Source organism: Vibrio sp. R-1 (genome assembly GCF_035615595.1).
Taxonomy (GTDB): domain Bacteria; phylum Pseudomonadota; class Gammaproteobacteria; order Enterobacterales; family Vibrionaceae; genus Vibrio; species Vibrio cholerae.
In genome coordinates, this window is record NZ_WPDC01000066.1 from 1 (window position 1) to 18,437 (window position 18,437).

Genomic DNA, 18,437 nt, shown 5'->3' on the forward strand with positions numbered 1-18,437 from the left:
CGCGTTAATCTTGCCGCGCAATGCTGCATCGAAAAAGGGGAGCTTCGGCTTCCCTTTTTCATTTTTGGTTATAAGTCATCTTAGGCTTATATCTTCTTTTGGCTTTATCCCGCTCATAATCAAAACAACACATTAGCCTCGACCAAATGACCAGAGCGTTGGCGCTGCACTTTCAGTTGAGCATTTCTCTGTCTCATCGCCATTTTTCTTATAACAATCCGATCTGAGCAAAACAGTAAACGCAGTAGAAATAAGAGTGATTCTCTTTTATTCTTTGTTCATGAGTGAAATGAGGTTGGGTTATGTACGTTTGTTTGTGTCATGGTGTCTCAGACAAAAAGATTAGGAGATTGGTTGCCGAACAGGGTATTACGGATATCAAGGGCATCAAGCGCTGTACAGCACTGGGTTCTCAGTGTGGTAAGTGTGTACGCCAAGCTAAAGAGATCATCGAAGAATCGCTGATTGCTCAGTTTAAACTGGCAAGTTAAGCACAGCTTCTTTTTGACTCTCCTCTAATTGGTTCTACAGTTAATAGAGCCAAAGAGGAGGGCTATGCTATGAAAGGTGATCCAGTCATAATTCAACATCTCAATAAAGTACTGGCTAATGAGCTTATCGCCATCAATCAATACTTCTTACATGCACGCATGTATAAAGATTGGGGCTTGAAGCATCTTGCCGATAAGGAATACCACGAATCCATTGATGAGATGAAACACGCTGACCATATTGTGGAAAGAATCTTGTTTTTAGAGGGGATTCCCAATCTACAAGATCTTGGCAAACTGATGATTGGTGAAGATGTGCAAGAGATGTTGGAGTGCGATCTCAAACTTGAGTTGATTGCGATTCCTGATCTCAAAGAGGCGATCGCTTACGCCGAAAAAGTACGTGACTACGTTTCTCGTGATCTGTTCCAAGAGATCTTAGAAGATGAAGAAGAGCATGTTGATTGGTTAGAAACTCAACTTGGTCTGATCGATATGACGGGTATCCAAAATTATCTGCAAGCTCAGTTTGTTGATGACGAATAATCCCCCGTACTAACACATATCATTCCTAGGCAGAAAACGCGGTTTTCTGCCTAACCGCTTCCTGTTTCCCCCTCGATAATTTCCTTGCTAAAGCTGCTTCCTTTCTGTACTATTTCCGCTCCTTAATTCTCGGTCAATTATCATTAGTTCCTTGCTTCCTCTGGATGACCGGGCCAACTCTGGAAGCTGAATAATCCGTAAGGAGCAAATAATGCGTCATTACGAAATCGTATTCATGGTGCACCCAGATCAAAGCGAGCAAGTTGCTGGCATGATCGAACGTTACACTGGCTCAATCACTGAAGCTGGCGGTAAAATCCACCGTCTAGAAGATTGGGGTCGCCGTCAACTGGCTTACCCAATCAACAAACTGCACAAAGCTCACTACGTTCTGATGAACGTTGAAGCTGACCAAGCAGTGGTTGATGAGCTAGAAACTGCTTTCCGTTTCAACGATGCAGTTCTGCGTAACATGATCATGCGTACTAAAGCTGCTATTACTGAACCTTCAATCATGCTGAAAGCTCGTGAAGAGCGTGTAAAGCGTGACGAGATGAAGTTCGACGCAGACGTTGAGTAATGGTTTGATGACCAATCGAATCGAGTTGAGCGGCGTTGTCGCAAAGGCTCTGGTTCGAAGCCAAAGTCCATCGGGTGTTAAACATTGCCATTTTTGGCTAGAGCATCGCTCTACGATGGTAGAAGCTGACCTCCCAAGACAAGTTTTTTGTCGATTACCTGTGGTGGTGAGTGGGGCTAGGTCAGAAGCGTTAACTCAAAACTTAGTACAAGGCAGTAGCATTTTGGTAAGTGGTTTTTTGGCTTACCAAACCAGCCGAAATGGCGTAGGTAAATTAGTGCTGCATGCCGACAAAATTTCTCAAATATAGATCAGGAGATAGCCCATGGCTCGTTTCTTCCGTCGTCGTAAATTCTGCCGTTTTACTGCAGAAGGCGTACAAGAGATTGATTACAAAGACGTAGCAACTCTCAAGAACTACATCACTGAAGCTGGTAAAATCGTTCCTAGCCGTATCACTGGTACAAGTGCTAAATATCAGCGTCAGCTAGCTCGTGCAATCAAACGCGCTCGCTACCTAGCTCTACTGCCATACACTGACAAACATCAGTAATTGGCACCGTTTATTAAGAAAGAGGATTAAGCAATGCAAGTTATTCTACTTGATAAAATCGGTAACCTAGGCAGCCTTGGCGATACAGTAAACGTTAAATCTGGTTACGCTCGTAACTTCCTTATCCCACAAGGTAAGGCAGTAATGGCAACTAAAGCTAACGTTGCAATGTTTGAAAGCCGTCGTGCAGAGCTGGAAGCAAAAGTTGCTGAGCAACTGGCTGCCGCTCAAACTCGCGCTGACCAAGTTAACGCTCTGGAAGCAGTTGTTATTGCTTCTAAAGCAGGTGACGAAGGTAAACTGTTCGGTTCTATCGGTACTCGTGATATCGCTGATGCAATCACTGCAGCTGGCGTTAAAGTATCTAAGAGCGAAGTTCGCCTACCTGAAGGTGCTCTGCGCAACGTTGGTGCTTACGAAGTTAGCGTTCAACTTCACTCTGAAGTGTTCGCAACTGCAAAAGTACAAGTTGTTGCTGAGTAATTTCAGTTACTGACGAATACGAAAACACCAGCTTCGGCTGGTGTTTTTTTATGGGTAGCATTTAAAACTCAAACAGTAGATTAACCGAAATCACGCTGTCTGCTTTGCTTAATCCTTCCGGCACTCGGTTATGGTATTGGCGTGATTGGCGAATTTTTAAGGCAATGTGATCAGTGATGTCGTTGGTTAAACTGATATTGCTATCAAGACTGGTGTTACTTCGCCCTGAAACCATGGTCATTTCTGCCTCAAATCTGAGGTTGTCTAAGGCTTGCCACTCAGCTTTAAGATTGCTACGAAATATCGCTTCCTGAACGAGATCGGGAAAGACGATATCGTCATCATCAATTTCGTCTAGGTTGGGTTTTTGGTAGCGAAAGCCTGGCCCTAACTCCAGCTCTAAAACCATCTCATCGGTGTATGCGAATTGATAACCGAGCCCTCCTGATAGGGTATGGTCTTTGAAATAAGCGGTGTAACGCGAGTTAGTGCCGTAAAAGCTGCCGTATAAATACGTCTTCGGTCCGAGTTTATAGTCGCTTTGGAAGGCGAAGGTGGACTGGCGTTTATCTTCTTTGCCATTTTTATCAAGCTTATAAAACTTCCACTCCCCATAAGTACGGTGACGACCCATGGTATATTCCGATTTTAAGCGTGAATTGAGTGACTCTGACTCGGTATTACCGGAGTGCGCCTGATAGCCAAACTCGACTTGATGCTTCCAAGGAGAGGGAATGCTGATGTCCGTATCCTGATTAGAATTTTCATTGGCTTGCGCTAGTGTTGACAGCATCAAGCTAATGCCTAAAAGCCATTTGGTGGACACAACAACCTCTTTGATCACTATTGAGGTGGCATAGTAAAAATTCATTACTGAGTTTGGGTCAACCCTAGGTCAATTCTGGTTAGGCGGCGCACAAACTTTCGTTGCTTTAATTACAAATGACGGATTCTCGTTATAATGACGGACATTCAAACGTTACTTAAAGCGAAGTCATGGCAGATCCACGTACTGATAATCGAAACCGTAAAATTCCCGACGCACAAGTCGATGCAATTAAAGTCCCCCCGCATTCATTAGAAGCTGAGCAATCCGTCATTGGTGGCCTGCTTCTCGACAATGAACGTTGGGATACGGTTTCTGAGCACGTGATGACTCAGGACTTCTACAGCCGCCCGCATCGTTTGATTTTTGACGGGGTAAAATCGATTTTGGAGGCGGGTAAACCGCTCGATCTCATCACCTTGTCCGAATATCTTGAGCAGCGTGAGCAGTTGGAAGATGTCGGTGGCTTTGCCTATTTGGCCGATTTGGCCAAAAACACGCCCAGTGCCGCCAACATTAATGCCTATGCGGAGATTGTGGCCGAACGGGCTTTGGTGCGTAACCTGATCGGTGTTGCCAATGAGATTGCCGATGCGGGATACGATCCTCAAGGGCGCAACGCTGAAGATTTGCTGGATCTGGCGGAAAGTAAAGTTTTTGCGATTGCCGAAGCACGTACCAGTGAAAACGAAGGCCCGAAAAACGTGGATAGCATTCTAGAGCGCACGCTAGAGCGGATTGAGCTGCTCTACAAAACGCCGCAGGATGGGGTCACTGGAGTGAACACGGGCTTTACCGACCTGAATAAAAAGACGGCTGGTTTGCAAGGCTCGGATCTGATCATCGTCGCAGCGCGTCCTTCGATGGGTAAAACCACTTTTGCGATGAACCTGTGTGAAAACGCTGCGATGGAGCAAGATAAACCTGTGCTGATCTTCTCGCTGGAGATGCCCGCCGAACAGATCATGATGCGTATGCTGGCCTCGTTATCTCGTGTCGACCAAACCAAAATTCGTACCGGTCAACTGGATGATGAAGATTGGGCTCGTATCTCTTCCACCATGGGTATTCTCATGGAGAAGAAGAACATGTACATCGATGATAGCTCAGGCTTAACCCCCACCGAAGTTCGCTCGCGTGCCCGACGCATTGCTCGTGAACACGGAGGCTTGTCGCTCATCATGGTCGACTATTTACAGCTGATGCGTGTACCGGCATTGACCGATAACCGTACATTGGAAATTGCTGAAATTTCTCGCTCGCTTAAAGCGTTAGCTAAAGAATTGAATGTGCCCGTGGTTGCGCTTTCGCAGTTGAACCGTTCTTTGGAGCAGCGCGCGGATAAGCGTCCAGTCAACTCGGATCTGCGTGAATCGGGTTCGATTGAGCAGGATGCTGACTTGATCATGTTTATCTATCGAGATGAGGTGTATCACCCAGATAGTCCGCTAAAAGGCACGGCGGAAATCATTATTGGTAAGCAACGTAATGGCCCGATTGGTTCGGTGCGTTTGACTTTCCAAGGTCACTATTCTCGTTTCGACAACTATGCTGGACCTGCATTTGACGATGAGTAATTCGATGAACTATATGAAGGCGGCCACCGCCTACATCAATTTAGAGGCGTTGCAGCACAACTTGCAGCGCGTTAAGCAGCAAGCGCCAGAGAGTAAAATCATGGCGGTGGTGAAAGCCAATGGTTATGGACACGGGCTGCGCCATATCGCACGTCACGCCCTCGGGGCGGATGCCTTTGGCGTGGCGCGCATTGAAGAGGCTTTACAGCTGCGCGCCAGTGGCGTAGTGAAACCCATTTTGTTGCTTGAGGGATTTTATTCTCCCGGTGATTTGCCAGTATTGGTTACCAACAACATCCAGACCGTCGTACATTGTGAAGAGCAGTTACAAGCGCTGGAGCAAGCTCAGCTAGAGACTCCGGTCATGGTATGGCTGAAAGTCGACAGCGGGATGCATCGGCTAGGGGTTCGCCCTGAACAATATCAAGATTTCGTGGCTCGTTTGCACCAGTGCGAGAATGTGGCTAAACCCCTGCGTTACATGAGCCATTTCGGCTGTGCCGATGAGTTAGATAAATCGACGACGGTAGAGCAAACGGAACTGTTTTTATCCCTGACGCAAGGCTGTCAGGGTGAGCGTTCGCTGGCCGCTTCTGCCGGATTATTGGCTTGGCCGCAAAGCCAGCTTGAATGGGTAAGGCCGGGAATTATTATGTACGGCGTTTCTCCCTTTGTGGAAAAGAGCGCGGTTCAGTTAGGTTACCAGCCAGTGATGACCTTAAAGTCGCACTTGATCGCGGTCCGTGAAGTGAAAGCGGGGGAGAGTGTCGGTTATGGCGGTACTTGGACCAGCCAGCGAGACACCAAAATTGGTGTGATTGCGATTGGTTATGGTGATGGCTATCCACGCACTGCGCCGAATGGGACACCAGTGGTTGTCAATGGGCGTCGGGTGCCGATTGCTGGGCGCGTATCTATGGATATGTTGACGGTAGATTTAGGGCCGGATGCTTGCGATCGCGTCGGTGATGAAGCCATGCTGTGGGGTAATGAGCTGCCCGTAGAAGAAGTGGCCGCGCATATTGGTACGATAGGGTATGAGTTAGTGACGAAACTCACCTCGCGAGTGGAAATGTCTTATTATGGAGCAGGCGTTTAGCCTGCTTGGTGTTGTCCGTGCATGACCACCGCTTATCGCTGTGGCCATGCATGTCACTCTTCTTCTCTTGCACTCTTTGGGCGTTACTCGCCTTGAATGGTCGCAACCACCCTTCTTATTCCGCCGTGATTGCGATGCTCACCCAAATAGATACCTTGCCAAGTACCGAGCGCTAACCTGCCTTGTTGAATGGGAATACTGACGCTACATCCAAGTAGTGAAGACTTGATGTGCGCGGGCATATCATCATCGCCCTCATCAATGTGCCGATAATAAGGCGCCCCTTCAGGAGCAGCGTGGTTAAAATGGGCTTCCATATCTTGGCGCACCGTCGGATCGGCATTCTCATTGATGGTGAGACTGGCCGAAGTATGCTGTACAAATAAATGTAATAAACCGACATTTAGTCTTTTGATTTGCGGCAATTGTTGTTCAATTTCATCAGTGATCAGATGAAAACCACGTGCTCGTGGGCGTAACTGGATGGTGTGCTGATGCCACATAAAGCCCGCTCCTTAAGTGTATTGGCAAAGTGAAGGTTTAAGGGTAAGGTGAGCGACAGAAATTACCAGACAAAAATGAGTGACTGTCGGTGTTTACGTGACCTATCGCAAAGTGGGTGTTAATGAGTTCGCTCATAATGCTGCACTGAAAATTAATTACATGTGATTCCGGCGCGGAATACTCATTTTTAACCTATTCTTTTTGCTTAAATCGGGGATTCCAACGTTAAAGCTCCGCCTTTAGCGTACTGGAATAAAACCACAGTAACATCGGGATAGATGCCATGTTGAAAAATATCAATCCAACGCAAACCCAAGCTTGGAAAGCGCTGACCGCGCATTTTGAATCTGCTCAGGATATGGACCTCAAAGCACTTTTTGCGCAAGACAGCGAGCGTTTTGCCAAATACTCTGCGCGCTTTGGTCAGGACATTCTGGTCGATTATTCGAAAAACCTAGTGAATGCGGAAACGATGCAACACTTGTTTGCGTTGGCCAAAGAAACTGATCTGCAATCTGCCATCACCGCGATGTTTAAAGGTGAAGCGATCAACCAAACGGAAGATCGTGCGGTACTGCACACTGCGCTGCGTAATCGTAGCAATTCACCTGTGTTGGTGAACGGTGAGGATGTAATGCCTGCAGTAAACGCTGTGTTGGCTAAAATGAAAGCCTTCTCTGAGCGTGTGATTGGCGGTGAGTGGAAAGGTTTCACCGGCAAGGCGATTACTGATGTCGTTAATATCGGCATTGGTGGCTCCGATCTCGGTCCTTACATGGTCACGGAAGCTCTGGTGCCTTATAAGAACCATTTGACCATGCACTTTGTCTCAAACGTCGATGGTACGCACATGGCGGAGACACTGAAAAACGTCGATCCTGAAACCACACTCTTCTTAGTGGCTTCCAAAACCTTCACTACCCAAGAAACCATGACCAACGCCCACACGGCGCGTGATTGGTTCTTGAAAGCGGCAGGAGATGAAGCACATGTTGCCAAGCACTTTGCGGCGCTATCAACCAATGGTAAAGCGGTGGCTGAGTTTGGTATCGACACCGACAACATGTTTGAATTCTGGGATTGGGTAGGCGGTCGTTACTCACTGTGGTCAGCGATTGGTTTGTCTATCGTGCTGTCTATCGGTTATGACAACTTTGTTGAGCTGCTGGCGGGGGCACATGAAATGGATCAGCATTTCGTGAACACGCCGTTTGAAAGCAATATTCCGGTCATTCTGGCGCTGATAGGCATTTGGTATAACAACTTCCATGGTGCTGAATCTGAAGCGATCCTGCCTTACGATCAGTACCTGCATCGCTTCGCGGCTTACTTCCAACAAGGCAATATGGAGTCTAATGGTAAGTATGTTGATCGTAATGGCAACCCAGTGACTTACCAAACGGGTCCAATTATTTGGGGTGAGCCCGGTACGAACGGCCAGCACGCTTTCTATCAGCTTATCCACCAAGGCACTAAGCTGATCCCATGTGATTTTATCGCGCCAGCGGTGAGTCATAATTTGGTTGGCGATCATCACCAAAAGCTGATGTCTAACTTCTTCGCGCAAACCGAAGCTTTAGCCTTCGGAAAATCCGCGCAAGCCGTGCAAGCGGAACTCGAAAAAGCGGGTAAATCTGCGGCAGAAATTGCAGCGTTAGTGCCGTTCAAAGTGTTTGAAGGTAACCGCCCAACCAACTCGATTCTGGTTAAGCAAATTACGCCACGCACGCTGGGTAACTTGATTGCGATGTACGAACACAAAATCTTCGTGCAAGGTGTGATTTGGAACATCTTCAGTTTCGATCAATGGGGCGTGGAACTGGGTAAGCAACTGGCGAACCAAATCCTGCCTGAGTTAGCGGATAGCGCAGCAGTGACGTCACATGACAGCTCGACCAACGGTCTGATCAACGCCTTTAAAGCGTTTCGCGCCTAATTACGCCCAATAACCAATTGATAGACAAGGCCTTACCTGTGCAGTAAGGCCTTTTTCTTGTCTTTGAGTTTCTCTGTACGTGGCGAAGTTCCTTTTTTGTATTGCCATTGAAAGTTCATTTTTCCTACCGATTTGGTCATAAAACAGACATGCAGCAGGGTTTAACTAAACGCACTGTCAGAGTGATAGGGCTTATGCTGGTATGTCAGAAACGGCCATTCAGACTAAAACACAAGCACGTCAACGCAAGGTGTTTGCTCACCACCATGTTCAACACTATCGCTCGCAGTTAGAGCGCCGGATCTCCCACTCACCTCAATTTCGACAGGGCAAAGTGATCAACGCTATGCCTCATATTACCGCTACACCATCATGGTGGCAGATAGCTTGGAGTTACTTTGGGGGGAGAGCTCAGCTCAAGCCTAATGCTCAGTTGCCCGTAGCACCTCTCAACCTGCAAGCGTTGCTAACACGCAGCCAGGCACTTCGAGTCACTTGGCTTGGACACTCTAGTTTGTTTATTGAAGTCGATGGGCTACGAGTATTGACCGATCCGGTGTTTGATTACGCTTCGCCTTGGATTGCGAAAGCGTGGTTTGCCAGAAACCTGCCTAATAGTGGTGTGCGGGAGCAGTTGCCACTGCCGGATGTGATTGTGATCTCTCACGATCACTATGATCATTTAGAGCAGGCCAGTGTTGTCTATTATGCCGCGCATTCGGTCACCTTCTATGTTCCGCTGGGTGTCGGGCAGCATTTGATTCGCTGGGGAGTCTCCCCTGAACGAATTATCGAATTCGATTGGTGGGAGCAGATAAAACGAGAAGGCGTCGAGTTTATCTGCACTCCAGCTAATCACAATTCAGGACGTTATTATCTCGATCATAATGCGACCTTGTGGTGTTCATGGGTCATAAAAGGCCATCAAGAAACACTCTATTTCAGTGGTGATAGTGCCTATGATACACATTTTGCAAAGATTGCTGAGCGCTGTGGGCCGATTGATTTGGCTTGTCTAGAAGTGGCCGCCGATGTTAAGCAGCACCAAGGTTATCCCGTTGAAAATTGGGGACACATGCAGGCGAAACACACAGTTCAAGCTTTTCGGGACTTACAAGCCAAAAAACTGCTGCCGATTCACTGGGCGACTTATGAGTTGTTTACCCACCAATGGGATGAGCCGATTGCCGATCTGGTTAAGCATTGCCAAGAGCAGTCGATCACTTTGCTAACCCCTATGGCAGGAGAAAGCCTAACCATGGCAAACCACAGCGCAAGCCACGCTTGGTGGCAAGGTTTAGACACTGAGCCCATGAGTGGTGCTCGATATTGGCAAATGGGCTTAGCGTGTTCTTTATTATTGCTGCTGATGGTGGTGTAAATCTCACCCCCAGTGCCCGGGGATAGCAGAGAAAACAAAACCGGACAAATATGTCCGGTTTAATCAAGAGCATTGAGAGCGATGAACTAACAGTGGCTGCCAACGTGAGCGCTGAATTACTCGAAACAGATTTCGATAAACGCATTGCCCCAAGGAGAAGAAAACGGCATCAGTATGATTGCCCCTTCACACTTATGACGAATTGTGTGTCCTCGGCCGGAGACGACAACGGGGGTCGCCATATCAAAATCAAAGCCGCTTTCTGCCAAAATTCGCTTCGCTCCACCTGTGACCATATTGGTGATCTCGCCGACCATATCAGTCACTTCTTCATTTAAACCATTCGGACGCTCACCCAGCATATTTTGCATGATTTCCAAAGCAAGGCTCTCGTCAAAAGTGATCGACATAGAACCGCGCGTCGTTGGGCCAATCATGCCGATCAGACCAGAAACATCGCCGCGAGCGATTTCGTCTTTTTTAATCCGTGGTTTTTGTGGCTTCAACTCAAGGGAAGCCATGGTTTTCAACACGTTCATTAAAGACGCTAAAAACGGGTTTACAAATTCAGCGCGCATAACCTTCTTCTATTGTTGCTTCTTCTCTTTCGAGAGACAGGTCTGACAAACCCCATGTGATTCGATGACATGGTTGCTTATCGTAAAACCGTGTTTCTCCGCGTTACTTGCTAGCAAGGCTACCAGACTATCATCCCGAGATTCAATCACGTTACCGCACTGGTCACAAATCAACAGATGTGAGAAGTGCTTATGAGCGTTACATGAACAGCAAGAGATAAAGCTGTTAGTCGACTCTACTCGGTGAATAAAGCCTTGTTCTAGCAAAAAATCCAGTGCTCGATATACAGTTGGAGGTTTAGCTTGCGGTTCACTTTTTTTCAGATCTTCCAGCAGTTCATACGCACTTGATGAGCGTTTACTGGCACAGATCAGCTCAAACACAGTTTTACGCTGTGATGTGAGGCGAACCCCTCTTGCTGCACATATTTCTTCAATTTGCTTGGTTAGCTTGTTGTCCAAAACCATCACCATCACTGTTGGACTTTAGTAATAATATACTATGTCGAGATGAATATCGTTGACCGACAAAATAAAATCCACATGAAAGTAGATGCGAGGTCAACTCATCCTGTTGAATAGACGTAAATTACCTTATCTTGCTCAAAAACGATACTGTTAAGCTTATTAGTTGTAGTAAGGAAATCGTGGTAAGCCGACTAGGATCAAGCTCGTTCGGCTCACGAAACCTGCTGGTCGCGCCCATTTACCGTAAAAGCGATTTACTGAACAAGGCATGGCGCTCACGCTAAGTTGCGATTAAAATGCCGGACTTCGATTTTTTCGCCACCGTGCGGTGGTTGTTTTTGACTGAAATGGGGACGTTCACCTATGACTCACTCATGCAGACTCTCAGTTGCTCCAATGCTCGATTGGACCGACCGCCACTGCCGTTATTTCCACCGTCTGCTCTCTGCGCAGACTCTGCTGTACACCGAAATGGTGACGACTGGCGCGATCATCCATGGTCGTGGCGATTTTCTGGCGTATAACCAAGAAGAGCATCCTGTAGCGCTACAGTTTGGTGGTTCCAATCCTAAGGATTTAGCGCATTGTGCCAAGCTGGCTCAAGAGCGAGGCTATGATGAAATAAACCTCAACGTCGGCTGTCCATCCGATCGGGTGCAGAATGGCCGCTTTGGCGCTTGTCTGATGGGCGAGCCGGACTTGGTGGCGGAGTGCGTCGCCGCCATGCGTGCGGTTGTCGACATTCCGGTGACGGTCAAAACACGTATCGGTATTGATGATCAAGACTCGTACGAGTTTTTAACTCAGTTTATCGCCACAGTTGCGGAAAAAGGTGGCTGTGAGCAATTTACTATCCATGCGCGTAAAGCTTGGTTAAGTGGTCTGAGCCCGAAAGAAAACCGTGAAATTCCACCACTGGATTACCCACGAGCGTACCAGATCAAACGTGATTTTCCGCACTTAACCATTGCAGTTAACGGTGGGGTGAAGAGCTTGGAAGAAGCGAAACTGCATCTGCAACATCTTGATGGTGTGATGATTGGGCGTGAGGCGTATCAAAATCCGTATTTGCTGGCTGAAGTGGATCAGCAGATTTTTGGCTTAGAAACGCCTGTAAAAAAACGCTCACAAGTCATCCATGAAATGATGCCTTATATTGAGCGTGAACTTTCACAAGGCACCCATCTTGGTCATATGACTCGCCATATGTTAGGACTGTTCCAAAATATGCCGGGTGCACGCCAATGGCGACGCCATATCAGTGAGAATGCGCACAAGCCTGGAGCGGGATTGGAAGTGGTTGAACAGGCGTTGGCCAAGATCCCTTACCAAGAGTTAGGTGTGTAAAAAACACCAAACATTAGCGAAAATGCTTACTGTTTTTTGATAAGCCAAGTGAGATGACGTCGCTTGGCTTATTTTTTCTATCTTAATCAAATGGTTGGCTTCTTTGTAAAGTTGGCGTGAAAACTGCAAATTCACAATGAATGACGCAGAGGAGTGCTGATGATGTTTGAATTAATCTTTATTTTTGTCTTTGCCGCTACACTATTGGTCACTGGCATCACTTTAATGAGTGTATTCGGTGCGATGGCGTTGGCTTTTTTGATCATGGCGCTGTTTGGCATGTTGGGCATAGTATTAAAGTTACTGCCTTGGTTACTGGTGGTATTGGTGGTGGTTTGGCTGATGCGCGATAAAGCGAAGGCTGCACGTTAGGAGATGACAAAACCCTATATCGAGAATAGGTTTGTGTTACCATCATCGCCTCAAAAATATTGAATTGAAATCGAACGGAGCATAGTTCATGAACCGAACTGCATCGGCGGCGCTGGTCACCGCACTGATGGTCATGCCTTTATCGGCCTCTGCCGCTGAATCATTTTATACTGCGTCAGTGGGCGCTGAGATGTGGTTAGCGAGCACGAAAATTGATAATACTCGTCGTGATGATGCGAACGCGCCTAACCTTTATTTTACGTTTGAGCACGGTTTTCCTTACCTGCCGAATGTGGGCTTGCGTTATACCAATTTAGAAGCGGATTTCGCTTCGTTCGATAAGACCGATTACACCTTTTATTATCCATTGCTCAATCGCGAATTGATGAAGTTCGATGCGGGTATCACTCTAACCCAATATGCGAACAGTGATTACCGTGCGCCAGATGCCCGTCGCTACGATTTTGATCAAACCACGTTTAACTGGTATGCCAGCGCCGAAATTACCATTCCTCATACGCCTTTTGATGTGATTGGTCAGTTTGATTTTGGTAACAATAGTGACCTGAAATCGTCCGATGTGATGGCTGGCTTGCAATACCATCTGCCGATCCGAGCGGGAGACCTCGCATTCAAAGCGGGCTATCGAGTGGTAGATCTTGAGTTCACTGAACTGGCTAAGCAGTCCACCGATGTAAAGCAATCTTTTGTTTTTGCCGATGGTTGGTTTGTGGGGGCTCAATTTAGCTTCTGATGAATTTCTCATTATTGAGTTTTTTGCTAACCAATACGTTTTAAATGAGCCACAAATTGGCTCATTTTTACTATTTGGACCATGCTTAGTTTTATCAATAAGCCAAGGATGGAAAGCAAAATGACGATTCCGGAGTTAAGAGAGCTATATCAAACCCAGCAGCTCGTTGAGGCCATTATTGAGCCCTCCTTTCAAGAAGGGGAATGGATTGTCGAATTTCGCCATCAAATGGGGGGATTTGTGCTGCTCACCGATGAAAATGGTGAAGAGTGCCGTTATATCGATCTCGATAGCGCTTCGCAATCCGCCATGGCGGTTGGGTTTCGTCAAGTTCGAATTGAAAACCAGTAGCGAGATGGTTAAGTCAAAAAGTTATAAAACATTCACATCTATTCTTTCTTGTTATTAAAAAGAGTGATTAATCTATCGTCATGCAATGAATAGGGAAGTCGTGACGATGTCTACAGGAAACACTTTACCCCCGGCGCTAGCGGCACTCGCTAGTCCGTTAAATGATGCACAGCTCAATCAACTCCAACAAACCGTAACCCAACTGAATGCTCAGCAATTAGCGTGGGTCAGTGGTTATTTCTGGGGATTGAGTCAATCCAATGCATTGAGCGTTCCACACATTTCCGCTGGGCAGACTGCGTCTGCTGCTTCGGGTAAGCTGACGATCATTTTCGCTTCGCAAACGGGAAATGCGAAAGGTGTTGCTCAAGCGTTATTGAAAGAAGCGCAAGCTGCAGGCATTCAGGCCCAGTTATTTGACGCGAGCGATTACAAAGGCAAAGACTTAGCCAAAGAAACCCATGTAATTTTTGTCGCCTCAACCAATGGTGAAGGTGAAGCGCCGGATAATGCACTGGCACTGCATGAGTTTCTCAAATCCAAAAAAGCCCCCAAGCTGCCTAATCTTAAATACGGCGTCTTAGGATTGGGGGATTCCAGTTATCAGTTTTTCTGCCAAACCGGCAAAGACTTTGATCAGTTTTTAGAAAACCTTGGGGCGCAACGTCTGGTTGAGCGCTTGGATGCGGATGTCGATTATCAGGCTGCAGCGACTGAGTGGCGCAAGCAAGTGCTGTCTATTTTGAAAGATGAGCTGACAGGAGCCGCGGCAGTGACGAGCGTGGCTACTTTCGCAGTGAGCCAGACAGCTGAGAGTCACTACAGTAAAGAGCAACCTTACACGGCGAGCTTATCGACGAGCCAAAAAATTACTGGCCGTGACTCAGGCAAAGATGTACGCCATATCGAAATTGATTTGGCCGATTCTGGCATCACATACCAACCGGGTGATGCATTGGGTGTGTGGTATGAAAACCGTCCACAGCTGGTTAATGCCCTACTCGATAGCGTAGGACTTTCTGGTCATGAAGAAGTACAAGTGGATGGCGAAACGCTTTCTCTGCATTCGGCACTGACTCATCATTATGAAATTACTGCAGCCAATCCGCAGTTGGTGGCGCAATTTGCTGAGCTTGCACAAAGCGAAAAGCTCACCTCTTTAGCCCAAGATAAAGAGGCACTGCGTGAATACGCGACGCGTACGCAAGTGATTGATGTGTTGCGCGAAGAAAAAGTCACCCTTTCCGCGATTCAACTGTTATCACTTCTCCGTCGTTTAACGCCGCGTCTTTATTCGATTGCCTCTAGTCAAAGTGAGGTGGGGGAAGAGGTGCATCTGACGGTTGGGGTGGTCGAGTATGAGTATGAGGGAGAGCAACGCTTGGGTGGTGCATCCAGCTTCTTAGCTCATCAATTAGAAGAGGGCGCTCCGGTTAAAGTGTTTGTTGAGCACAATAACAACTTCAAATTGCCGAGTGATGATAATGCGCCGCTGATCATGGTAGGCCCCGGAACGGGAATTGCCCCTTTCCGCAGCTTCATCCAAGAGCGCGAAAACCGTGGTGCAGCAGGAAAAAACTGGCTGTTGTTTGGTGACCGCACCTTTACCCAAGATTTCCTCTACCAAGTCGAGTGGCAAAAGTACCTCAAGTCTGGCGTGTTAAATCGCTTAGATGTGGCTTTTAGTCGCGACCAGCACGAAAAGGTGTATGTGCAGCATCGCCTTTTAGAACAAGCAGAGTTGGTATGGCAATGGTTACAAGAAGGCGCTTACTTCTACGTATGTGGTGATGCATCACGCATGGCGAAGGATGTGCACCAAGCATTAATTACTGTCGTCGAGCAACAAGGTGGCTTGAATCGTGAGCAAGCTGAAGAGTATGTGAGTGAACTGCGTAAAGCAAAACGTTATCAAAGGGATGTCTACTAATGAGCGCAAATCAAAACCCATCAGTACAAGAGGTGCTTGGCGAAGTGCTCGGCCCATGGTCGGATAATGAACGCCTAAAGCGCGAAAGTCAGTTTCTACGCGGTACGATCGAGCAAGATCTGCAAGATCGCATTACCGGCGGCTTTACCGCGGATAACTTCCAACTCATCCGCTTTCATGGCATGTATCAGCAAGATGATCGTGATATCCGTGCTGAGCGTAGCAAGCAAAAACTTGAGCCTTTGCACAATGTCATGCTCCGTGCGCGTATGCCGGGAGGGATCATCACCCCTCACCAGTGGCTCGCGATCGATAAGTTTGCAACCGAACATACTCTGTACGGCAGTATTCGTTTAACCACACGACAAACATTTCAGTTTCACGGTGTACTCAAGCCGAATATCAAACTGATGCATCAAACCTTAAACAGCATTGGTATCGATTCGATTGCGACCGCGGGGGATGTGAACCGTAACGTATTGTGCACCTCTAACCCCGTGGAATCCCAGCTGCATCTGCAAGCCTACGAGTGGGCAAAAAAGATCAGTGAACACCTACTACCGAAAACACGCGCTTATGCCGAAATTTGGTTGGATGGCGAAAAGATCGAAGGACCCGATGAAGAGCCCATTTTAGGTTCAAACTATTTGCCGCGTAAGTTCAAAACGACCGTTGTGATCCCGCCACATAATGATGTGGATGTGCACGCCAACGACTTGAACTTTGTCGCGATTGGTGAAAATGGCCAGTTGATCGGTTTTAACGTGTTGGTGGGTGGGGGCCTTGCGATGACGCATGGTGATACTTCAACCTATCCGCGTCGTGCCGATGACTTTGGTTTTATTCCTCTGGAAAAAACCTTGGAGGTGGCGGCTGCAGTCGTGAGCACGCAACGCGATTGGGGTAACCGTTCTAACCGTAAAAATGCCAAAACCAAGTACACCTTAGATCGTGTCGGGGTTGAGGTATTTAAAGCCGAAGTTGAAAAACGCGCGGGAATTGCGTTTGCACCAAGCCGAGCTTATGAGTTTACCAGTCGTGGTGATCGGATTGGTTGGGTCGAGGGCATCGATGGCAAACATCATTTAACCCTGTTTATTGAAAATGGTCGTTTATTGGATTTTCCGGGTAAGCCACTGAAAACGGGTGTCGCTGAAATTGCTAAGGTGCATCAAGGCGATTTCCGGATGACGGCTAACCAAAACCTGATTGTGGCTGGCGTGCCAGCAGAGCAGAAACAGCACATTGAGCAGCTCGCACGTGAACATGGCTTGATTGATGATGGTGTGAGTGAGCAGCGTATCAATTCTATGGCGTGTGTGGCCTTCCCAACTTGTCCATTGGCGATGGCGGAAGCCGAGCGTTTTCTCCCTTCTTTTGTCACAGAAGTGGAAGGTATTTTGGCAAAACATGCGTTACCAAAAGAAGAGAACATCATTTTGCGTGTGACGGGCTGCCCGAATGGGTGCGGTCGAGCCATGTTGGCTGAGATTGGCCTAGTCGGTAAAGCACCGGGTCGCTACAACCTCCATTTAGGCGGCAATCGAAATGGAACGCGCATTCCTAAGATGTATAAAGAGAACATTACCGATACGCAAATCCTTCAAGAAATTGATGAGTTGGTGGGACGTTGGGCTAGCGAGCGTCTGGACGGTGAAGGATTTGGTGATTTCACTATTCGTGCAGGCATTATCGAAGAGGTAATCATCTCTAAGAGGGATTTCTATGCCTAACCGTACCGTTCCAACACTAGAAGAGTTACTAACGCTAAATAAGGTGCAGCAAACGCTGCGCCTAACGGAAGTCAATCAGCATCTGGAATCCCTCAGCGCGCAAGAGCGTGTCGTATGGGCTCTAGAAAATCTGCAAGGCAATCATGCACTGTCATCGAGCTTTGGTATCCAAGCCGCAGTGATGCTTCATTTACTGACTTCAGTGAAGAGTGACATTCCCGTCGTTTTAACCGATACCGGCTATCTGTTCCCCGAAACCTATCAGTTTATTGATGAGCTGACTGAGCGCCTCAATCTGAACTTAAAAGTTTACTCCGCGCCTGTATCAGCGGCTTGGCAAGAAGCCCGCTACGGAAAACTGTGGGAACAAGGTGTTGAAGGAATCGAGCGCTACAACCAGATTAATAAAGTCGAACCGATGCGTAGAGCGTTGGATGAGCTGAACATCAGTACGTGGTTTTCAGGCTTACGACGTGAGCAGTCGCAATCACGAGCAAGCTTACCGATTTTATCAGTACAAAATGGCGTGTTTAAATTCCTGCCTGTGATCGATTGGACCAATAAAGAGGTGCACTATTATCTCAAGGATAACGATCTGCCTTATCACCCACTTTGGGAACAAGGCTATCTTTCGGTTGGAGATACGCACACGACACAGAAATGGCAGCCGGGAATGAGTGAAGAGCAAACTCGCTTCTTTGGTTTAAAGCGTGAGTGTGGGTTACACGAAGATAATAGCGAGCACCAGTAAGCCGCGTTCGTTTTCTCTATACACATATATAAAAAGAGAGGCTGCCGAGATCCAGCCTCTCGCCATATCTGAGCCGATAAAAGAATAACTCTGTGGATAAGTTGTCATCAAGTTCTGATTAAAGTGGGATAAATAAGCCCTTGCGCGCAAATGCAGCGGTTAAGCGTTATTTCTATA

22 protein-coding genes are annotated in these 18,437 nt (G+C 47.4%); 18 read left to right on the forward strand and 4 right to left on the reverse strand.

Translation table 11 applies throughout. The annotated features are described in order from the left end of the window. The first annotated feature begins 302 nt into the window (after positions 1–302). The 6 genes from GOU96_RS13040 (at position 303) to rplI (ending at position 2,653) form a co-directional block, all read left to right on the forward strand. The gene (locus GOU96_RS13040; protein WP_001884452.1) at positions 303–491 is read left to right on the forward strand and encodes a (2Fe-2S)-binding protein; all 189 of its coding nucleotides are present in this window, start codon (positions 303–305) and stop codon (positions 489–491) included. Positions 492–560: 69 nt separating this feature from the next. Continuing rightward, on the forward strand, positions 561–1,037 hold the full coding sequence (gene bfr / locus GOU96_RS13045; protein ID WP_000675497.1) for a bacterioferritin: 477 nt from the start codon (positions 561–563) through the stop codon (positions 1,035–1,037). 211 nt (positions 1,038–1,248) lie between these two features. Next, complete coding sequence (gene rpsF, locus GOU96_RS13050; RefSeq protein WP_001216668.1) at positions 1,249–1,617, forward strand: 30S ribosomal protein S6; 369 nt, start codon at positions 1,249–1,251, stop codon at positions 1,615–1,617. 7 nt (positions 1,618–1,624) lie between these two features. Next, positions 1,625–1,927, forward strand: a complete 303-nt coding sequence (gene priB, locus GOU96_RS13055) for a primosomal replication protein N (RefSeq protein ID WP_000184782.1) — start codon at positions 1,625–1,627, stop codon at positions 1,925–1,927. Between the two features lie 15 nt (positions 1,928–1,942). Beyond that, positions 1,943–2,170: a 30S ribosomal protein S18 gene (gene rpsR / locus GOU96_RS13060; RefSeq protein WP_000090471.1), complete on the forward strand. Its 228-nt coding sequence runs from the start codon at positions 1,943–1,945 to the stop codon at positions 2,168–2,170. Between the two features lie 33 nt (positions 2,171–2,203). After that, positions 2,204–2,653, forward strand: a complete 450-nt coding sequence (rplI, locus tag GOU96_RS13065) for a 50S ribosomal protein L9 (RefSeq protein ID WP_001196054.1) — start codon at positions 2,204–2,206, stop codon at positions 2,651–2,653. Positions 2,654–2,714: 61 nt separating this feature from the next. Here the strand turns inward: rplI and GOU96_RS13070 are convergent, their stop codons facing one another. Beyond that, positions 2,715–3,479: a DUF481 domain-containing protein gene (locus tag GOU96_RS13070; RefSeq protein WP_001934660.1), complete on the reverse strand. Its 765-nt coding sequence runs from the start codon at positions 3,477–3,479 to the stop codon at positions 2,715–2,717. Between the two features lie 170 nt (positions 3,480–3,649). Between GOU96_RS13070 and GOU96_RS13075 the strand changes: the two genes are divergently transcribed. Together GOU96_RS13075 and alr are read left to right on the forward strand one after the other, a co-directional pair. Then, positions 3,650–5,056: a replicative DNA helicase gene (locus tag GOU96_RS13075; protein WP_000774910.1), complete on the forward strand. Its 1,407-nt coding sequence runs from the start codon at positions 3,650–3,652 to the stop codon at positions 5,054–5,056. A gap of 13 nt (positions 5,057–5,069) precedes the next feature. Beyond that, the gene (alr, locus tag GOU96_RS13080) at positions 5,070–6,155 is read left to right on the forward strand and encodes an alanine racemase (protein ID WP_001913997.1); all 1,086 of its coding nucleotides are present in this window, start codon (positions 5,070–5,072) and stop codon (positions 6,153–6,155) included. A gap of 83 nt (positions 6,156–6,238) precedes the next feature. Here the strand turns inward: alr and GOU96_RS13085 are convergent, their stop codons facing one another. Then, on the reverse strand, positions 6,239–6,658 hold the full coding sequence (locus GOU96_RS13085; protein ID WP_000264685.1) for a secondary thiamine-phosphate synthase enzyme YjbQ: 420 nt from the start codon (positions 6,656–6,658) through the stop codon (positions 6,239–6,241). A gap of 284 nt (positions 6,659–6,942) precedes the next feature. Here GOU96_RS13085 and pgi point away from each other — a divergent pair, with 284 nt between their 5' ends. Both pgi and GOU96_RS13095 read left to right on the forward strand, forming a co-directional pair. After that, positions 6,943–8,595, forward strand: a complete 1,653-nt coding sequence (gene pgi / locus GOU96_RS13090; RefSeq protein ID WP_019829427.1) for a glucose-6-phosphate isomerase — start codon at positions 6,943–6,945, stop codon at positions 8,593–8,595. A 202-nt stretch (positions 8,596–8,797) separates the two neighbouring features. After that, positions 8,798–9,976 carry an MBL fold metallo-hydrolase gene (locus tag GOU96_RS13095; RefSeq protein ID WP_258502570.1) on the forward strand — a complete coding sequence of 393 codons (1,179 nt, stop codon included), beginning with the start codon at positions 8,798–8,800 and terminating at the stop codon, positions 9,974–9,976. Between the two features lie 116 nt (positions 9,977–10,092). Here the strand turns inward: GOU96_RS13095 and GOU96_RS13100 are convergent, their stop codons facing one another. Then, complete coding sequence (locus GOU96_RS13100; RefSeq protein ID WP_001200951.1) at positions 10,093–10,554, reverse strand: chemotaxis protein CheX; 462 nt, start codon at positions 10,552–10,554, stop codon at positions 10,093–10,095. 9 nt (positions 10,555–10,563) lie between these two features. Continuing rightward, a complete protein-coding gene (gene zur / locus GOU96_RS13105; protein ID WP_000245564.1) occupies positions 10,564–11,028 on the reverse strand; it encodes a zinc uptake transcriptional repressor Zur in 465 nt (154 codons plus the stop codon). Between the two features lie 357 nt (positions 11,029–11,385). On the opposite strand from zur, the gene dusA reads away from it, so the two are divergent. From dusA to GOU96_RS13145, 8 genes are all read left to right on the forward strand, one after another. Then, positions 11,386–12,369 carry a tRNA dihydrouridine(20/20a) synthase DusA gene (gene dusA / locus GOU96_RS13110; protein ID WP_001884460.1) on the forward strand — a complete coding sequence of 328 codons (984 nt, stop codon included), beginning with the start codon at positions 11,386–11,388 and terminating at the stop codon, positions 12,367–12,369. Positions 12,370–12,528: 159 nt separating this feature from the next. Next, the gene (gene pspG, locus GOU96_RS13115) at positions 12,529–12,741 is read left to right on the forward strand and encodes an envelope stress response protein PspG (protein WP_000971084.1); all 213 of its coding nucleotides are present in this window, start codon (positions 12,529–12,531) and stop codon (positions 12,739–12,741) included. Positions 12,742–12,829: 88 nt separating this feature from the next. Continuing rightward, on the forward strand, positions 12,830–13,495 hold the full coding sequence (locus GOU96_RS13120; protein WP_175230852.1) for a TIGR04219 family outer membrane beta-barrel protein: 666 nt from the start codon (positions 12,830–12,832) through the stop codon (positions 13,493–13,495). After that, entirely contained in the window at positions 13,461–13,619 is a 159-nt protein-coding gene (locus tag GOU96_RS13125; protein WP_001931914.1) for a hypothetical protein, read from the forward strand. The genes GOU96_RS13120 and GOU96_RS13125 overlap by 35 nt, the downstream gene beginning before the upstream one ends. Then, the gene (locus GOU96_RS13130) at positions 13,616–13,846 is read left to right on the forward strand and encodes a hypothetical protein (protein WP_000154955.1); all 231 of its coding nucleotides are present in this window, start codon (positions 13,616–13,618) and stop codon (positions 13,844–13,846) included. Before GOU96_RS13125 ends, GOU96_RS13130 begins: the two co-directional genes overlap by 4 nt. 106 nt (positions 13,847–13,952) lie before the next feature. Next, positions 13,953–15,776, forward strand: a complete 1,824-nt coding sequence (locus tag GOU96_RS13135) for an assimilatory sulfite reductase (NADPH) flavoprotein subunit (protein ID WP_000103469.1) — start codon at positions 13,953–13,955, stop codon at positions 15,774–15,776. Beyond that, the gene (gene cysI / locus GOU96_RS13140) at positions 15,776–17,509 is read left to right on the forward strand and encodes an assimilatory sulfite reductase (NADPH) hemoprotein subunit (RefSeq protein WP_267782794.1); all 1,734 of its coding nucleotides are present in this window, start codon (positions 15,776–15,778) and stop codon (positions 17,507–17,509) included. Before GOU96_RS13135 ends, cysI begins: the two co-directional genes overlap by 1 nt. After that, positions 17,502–18,260, forward strand: a complete 759-nt coding sequence (locus tag GOU96_RS13145; RefSeq protein WP_001133787.1) for a phosphoadenylyl-sulfate reductase — start codon at positions 17,502–17,504, stop codon at positions 18,258–18,260. Before cysI ends, GOU96_RS13145 begins: the two co-directional genes overlap by 8 nt. Positions 18,261–18,437 lie beyond the last annotated feature (177 nt).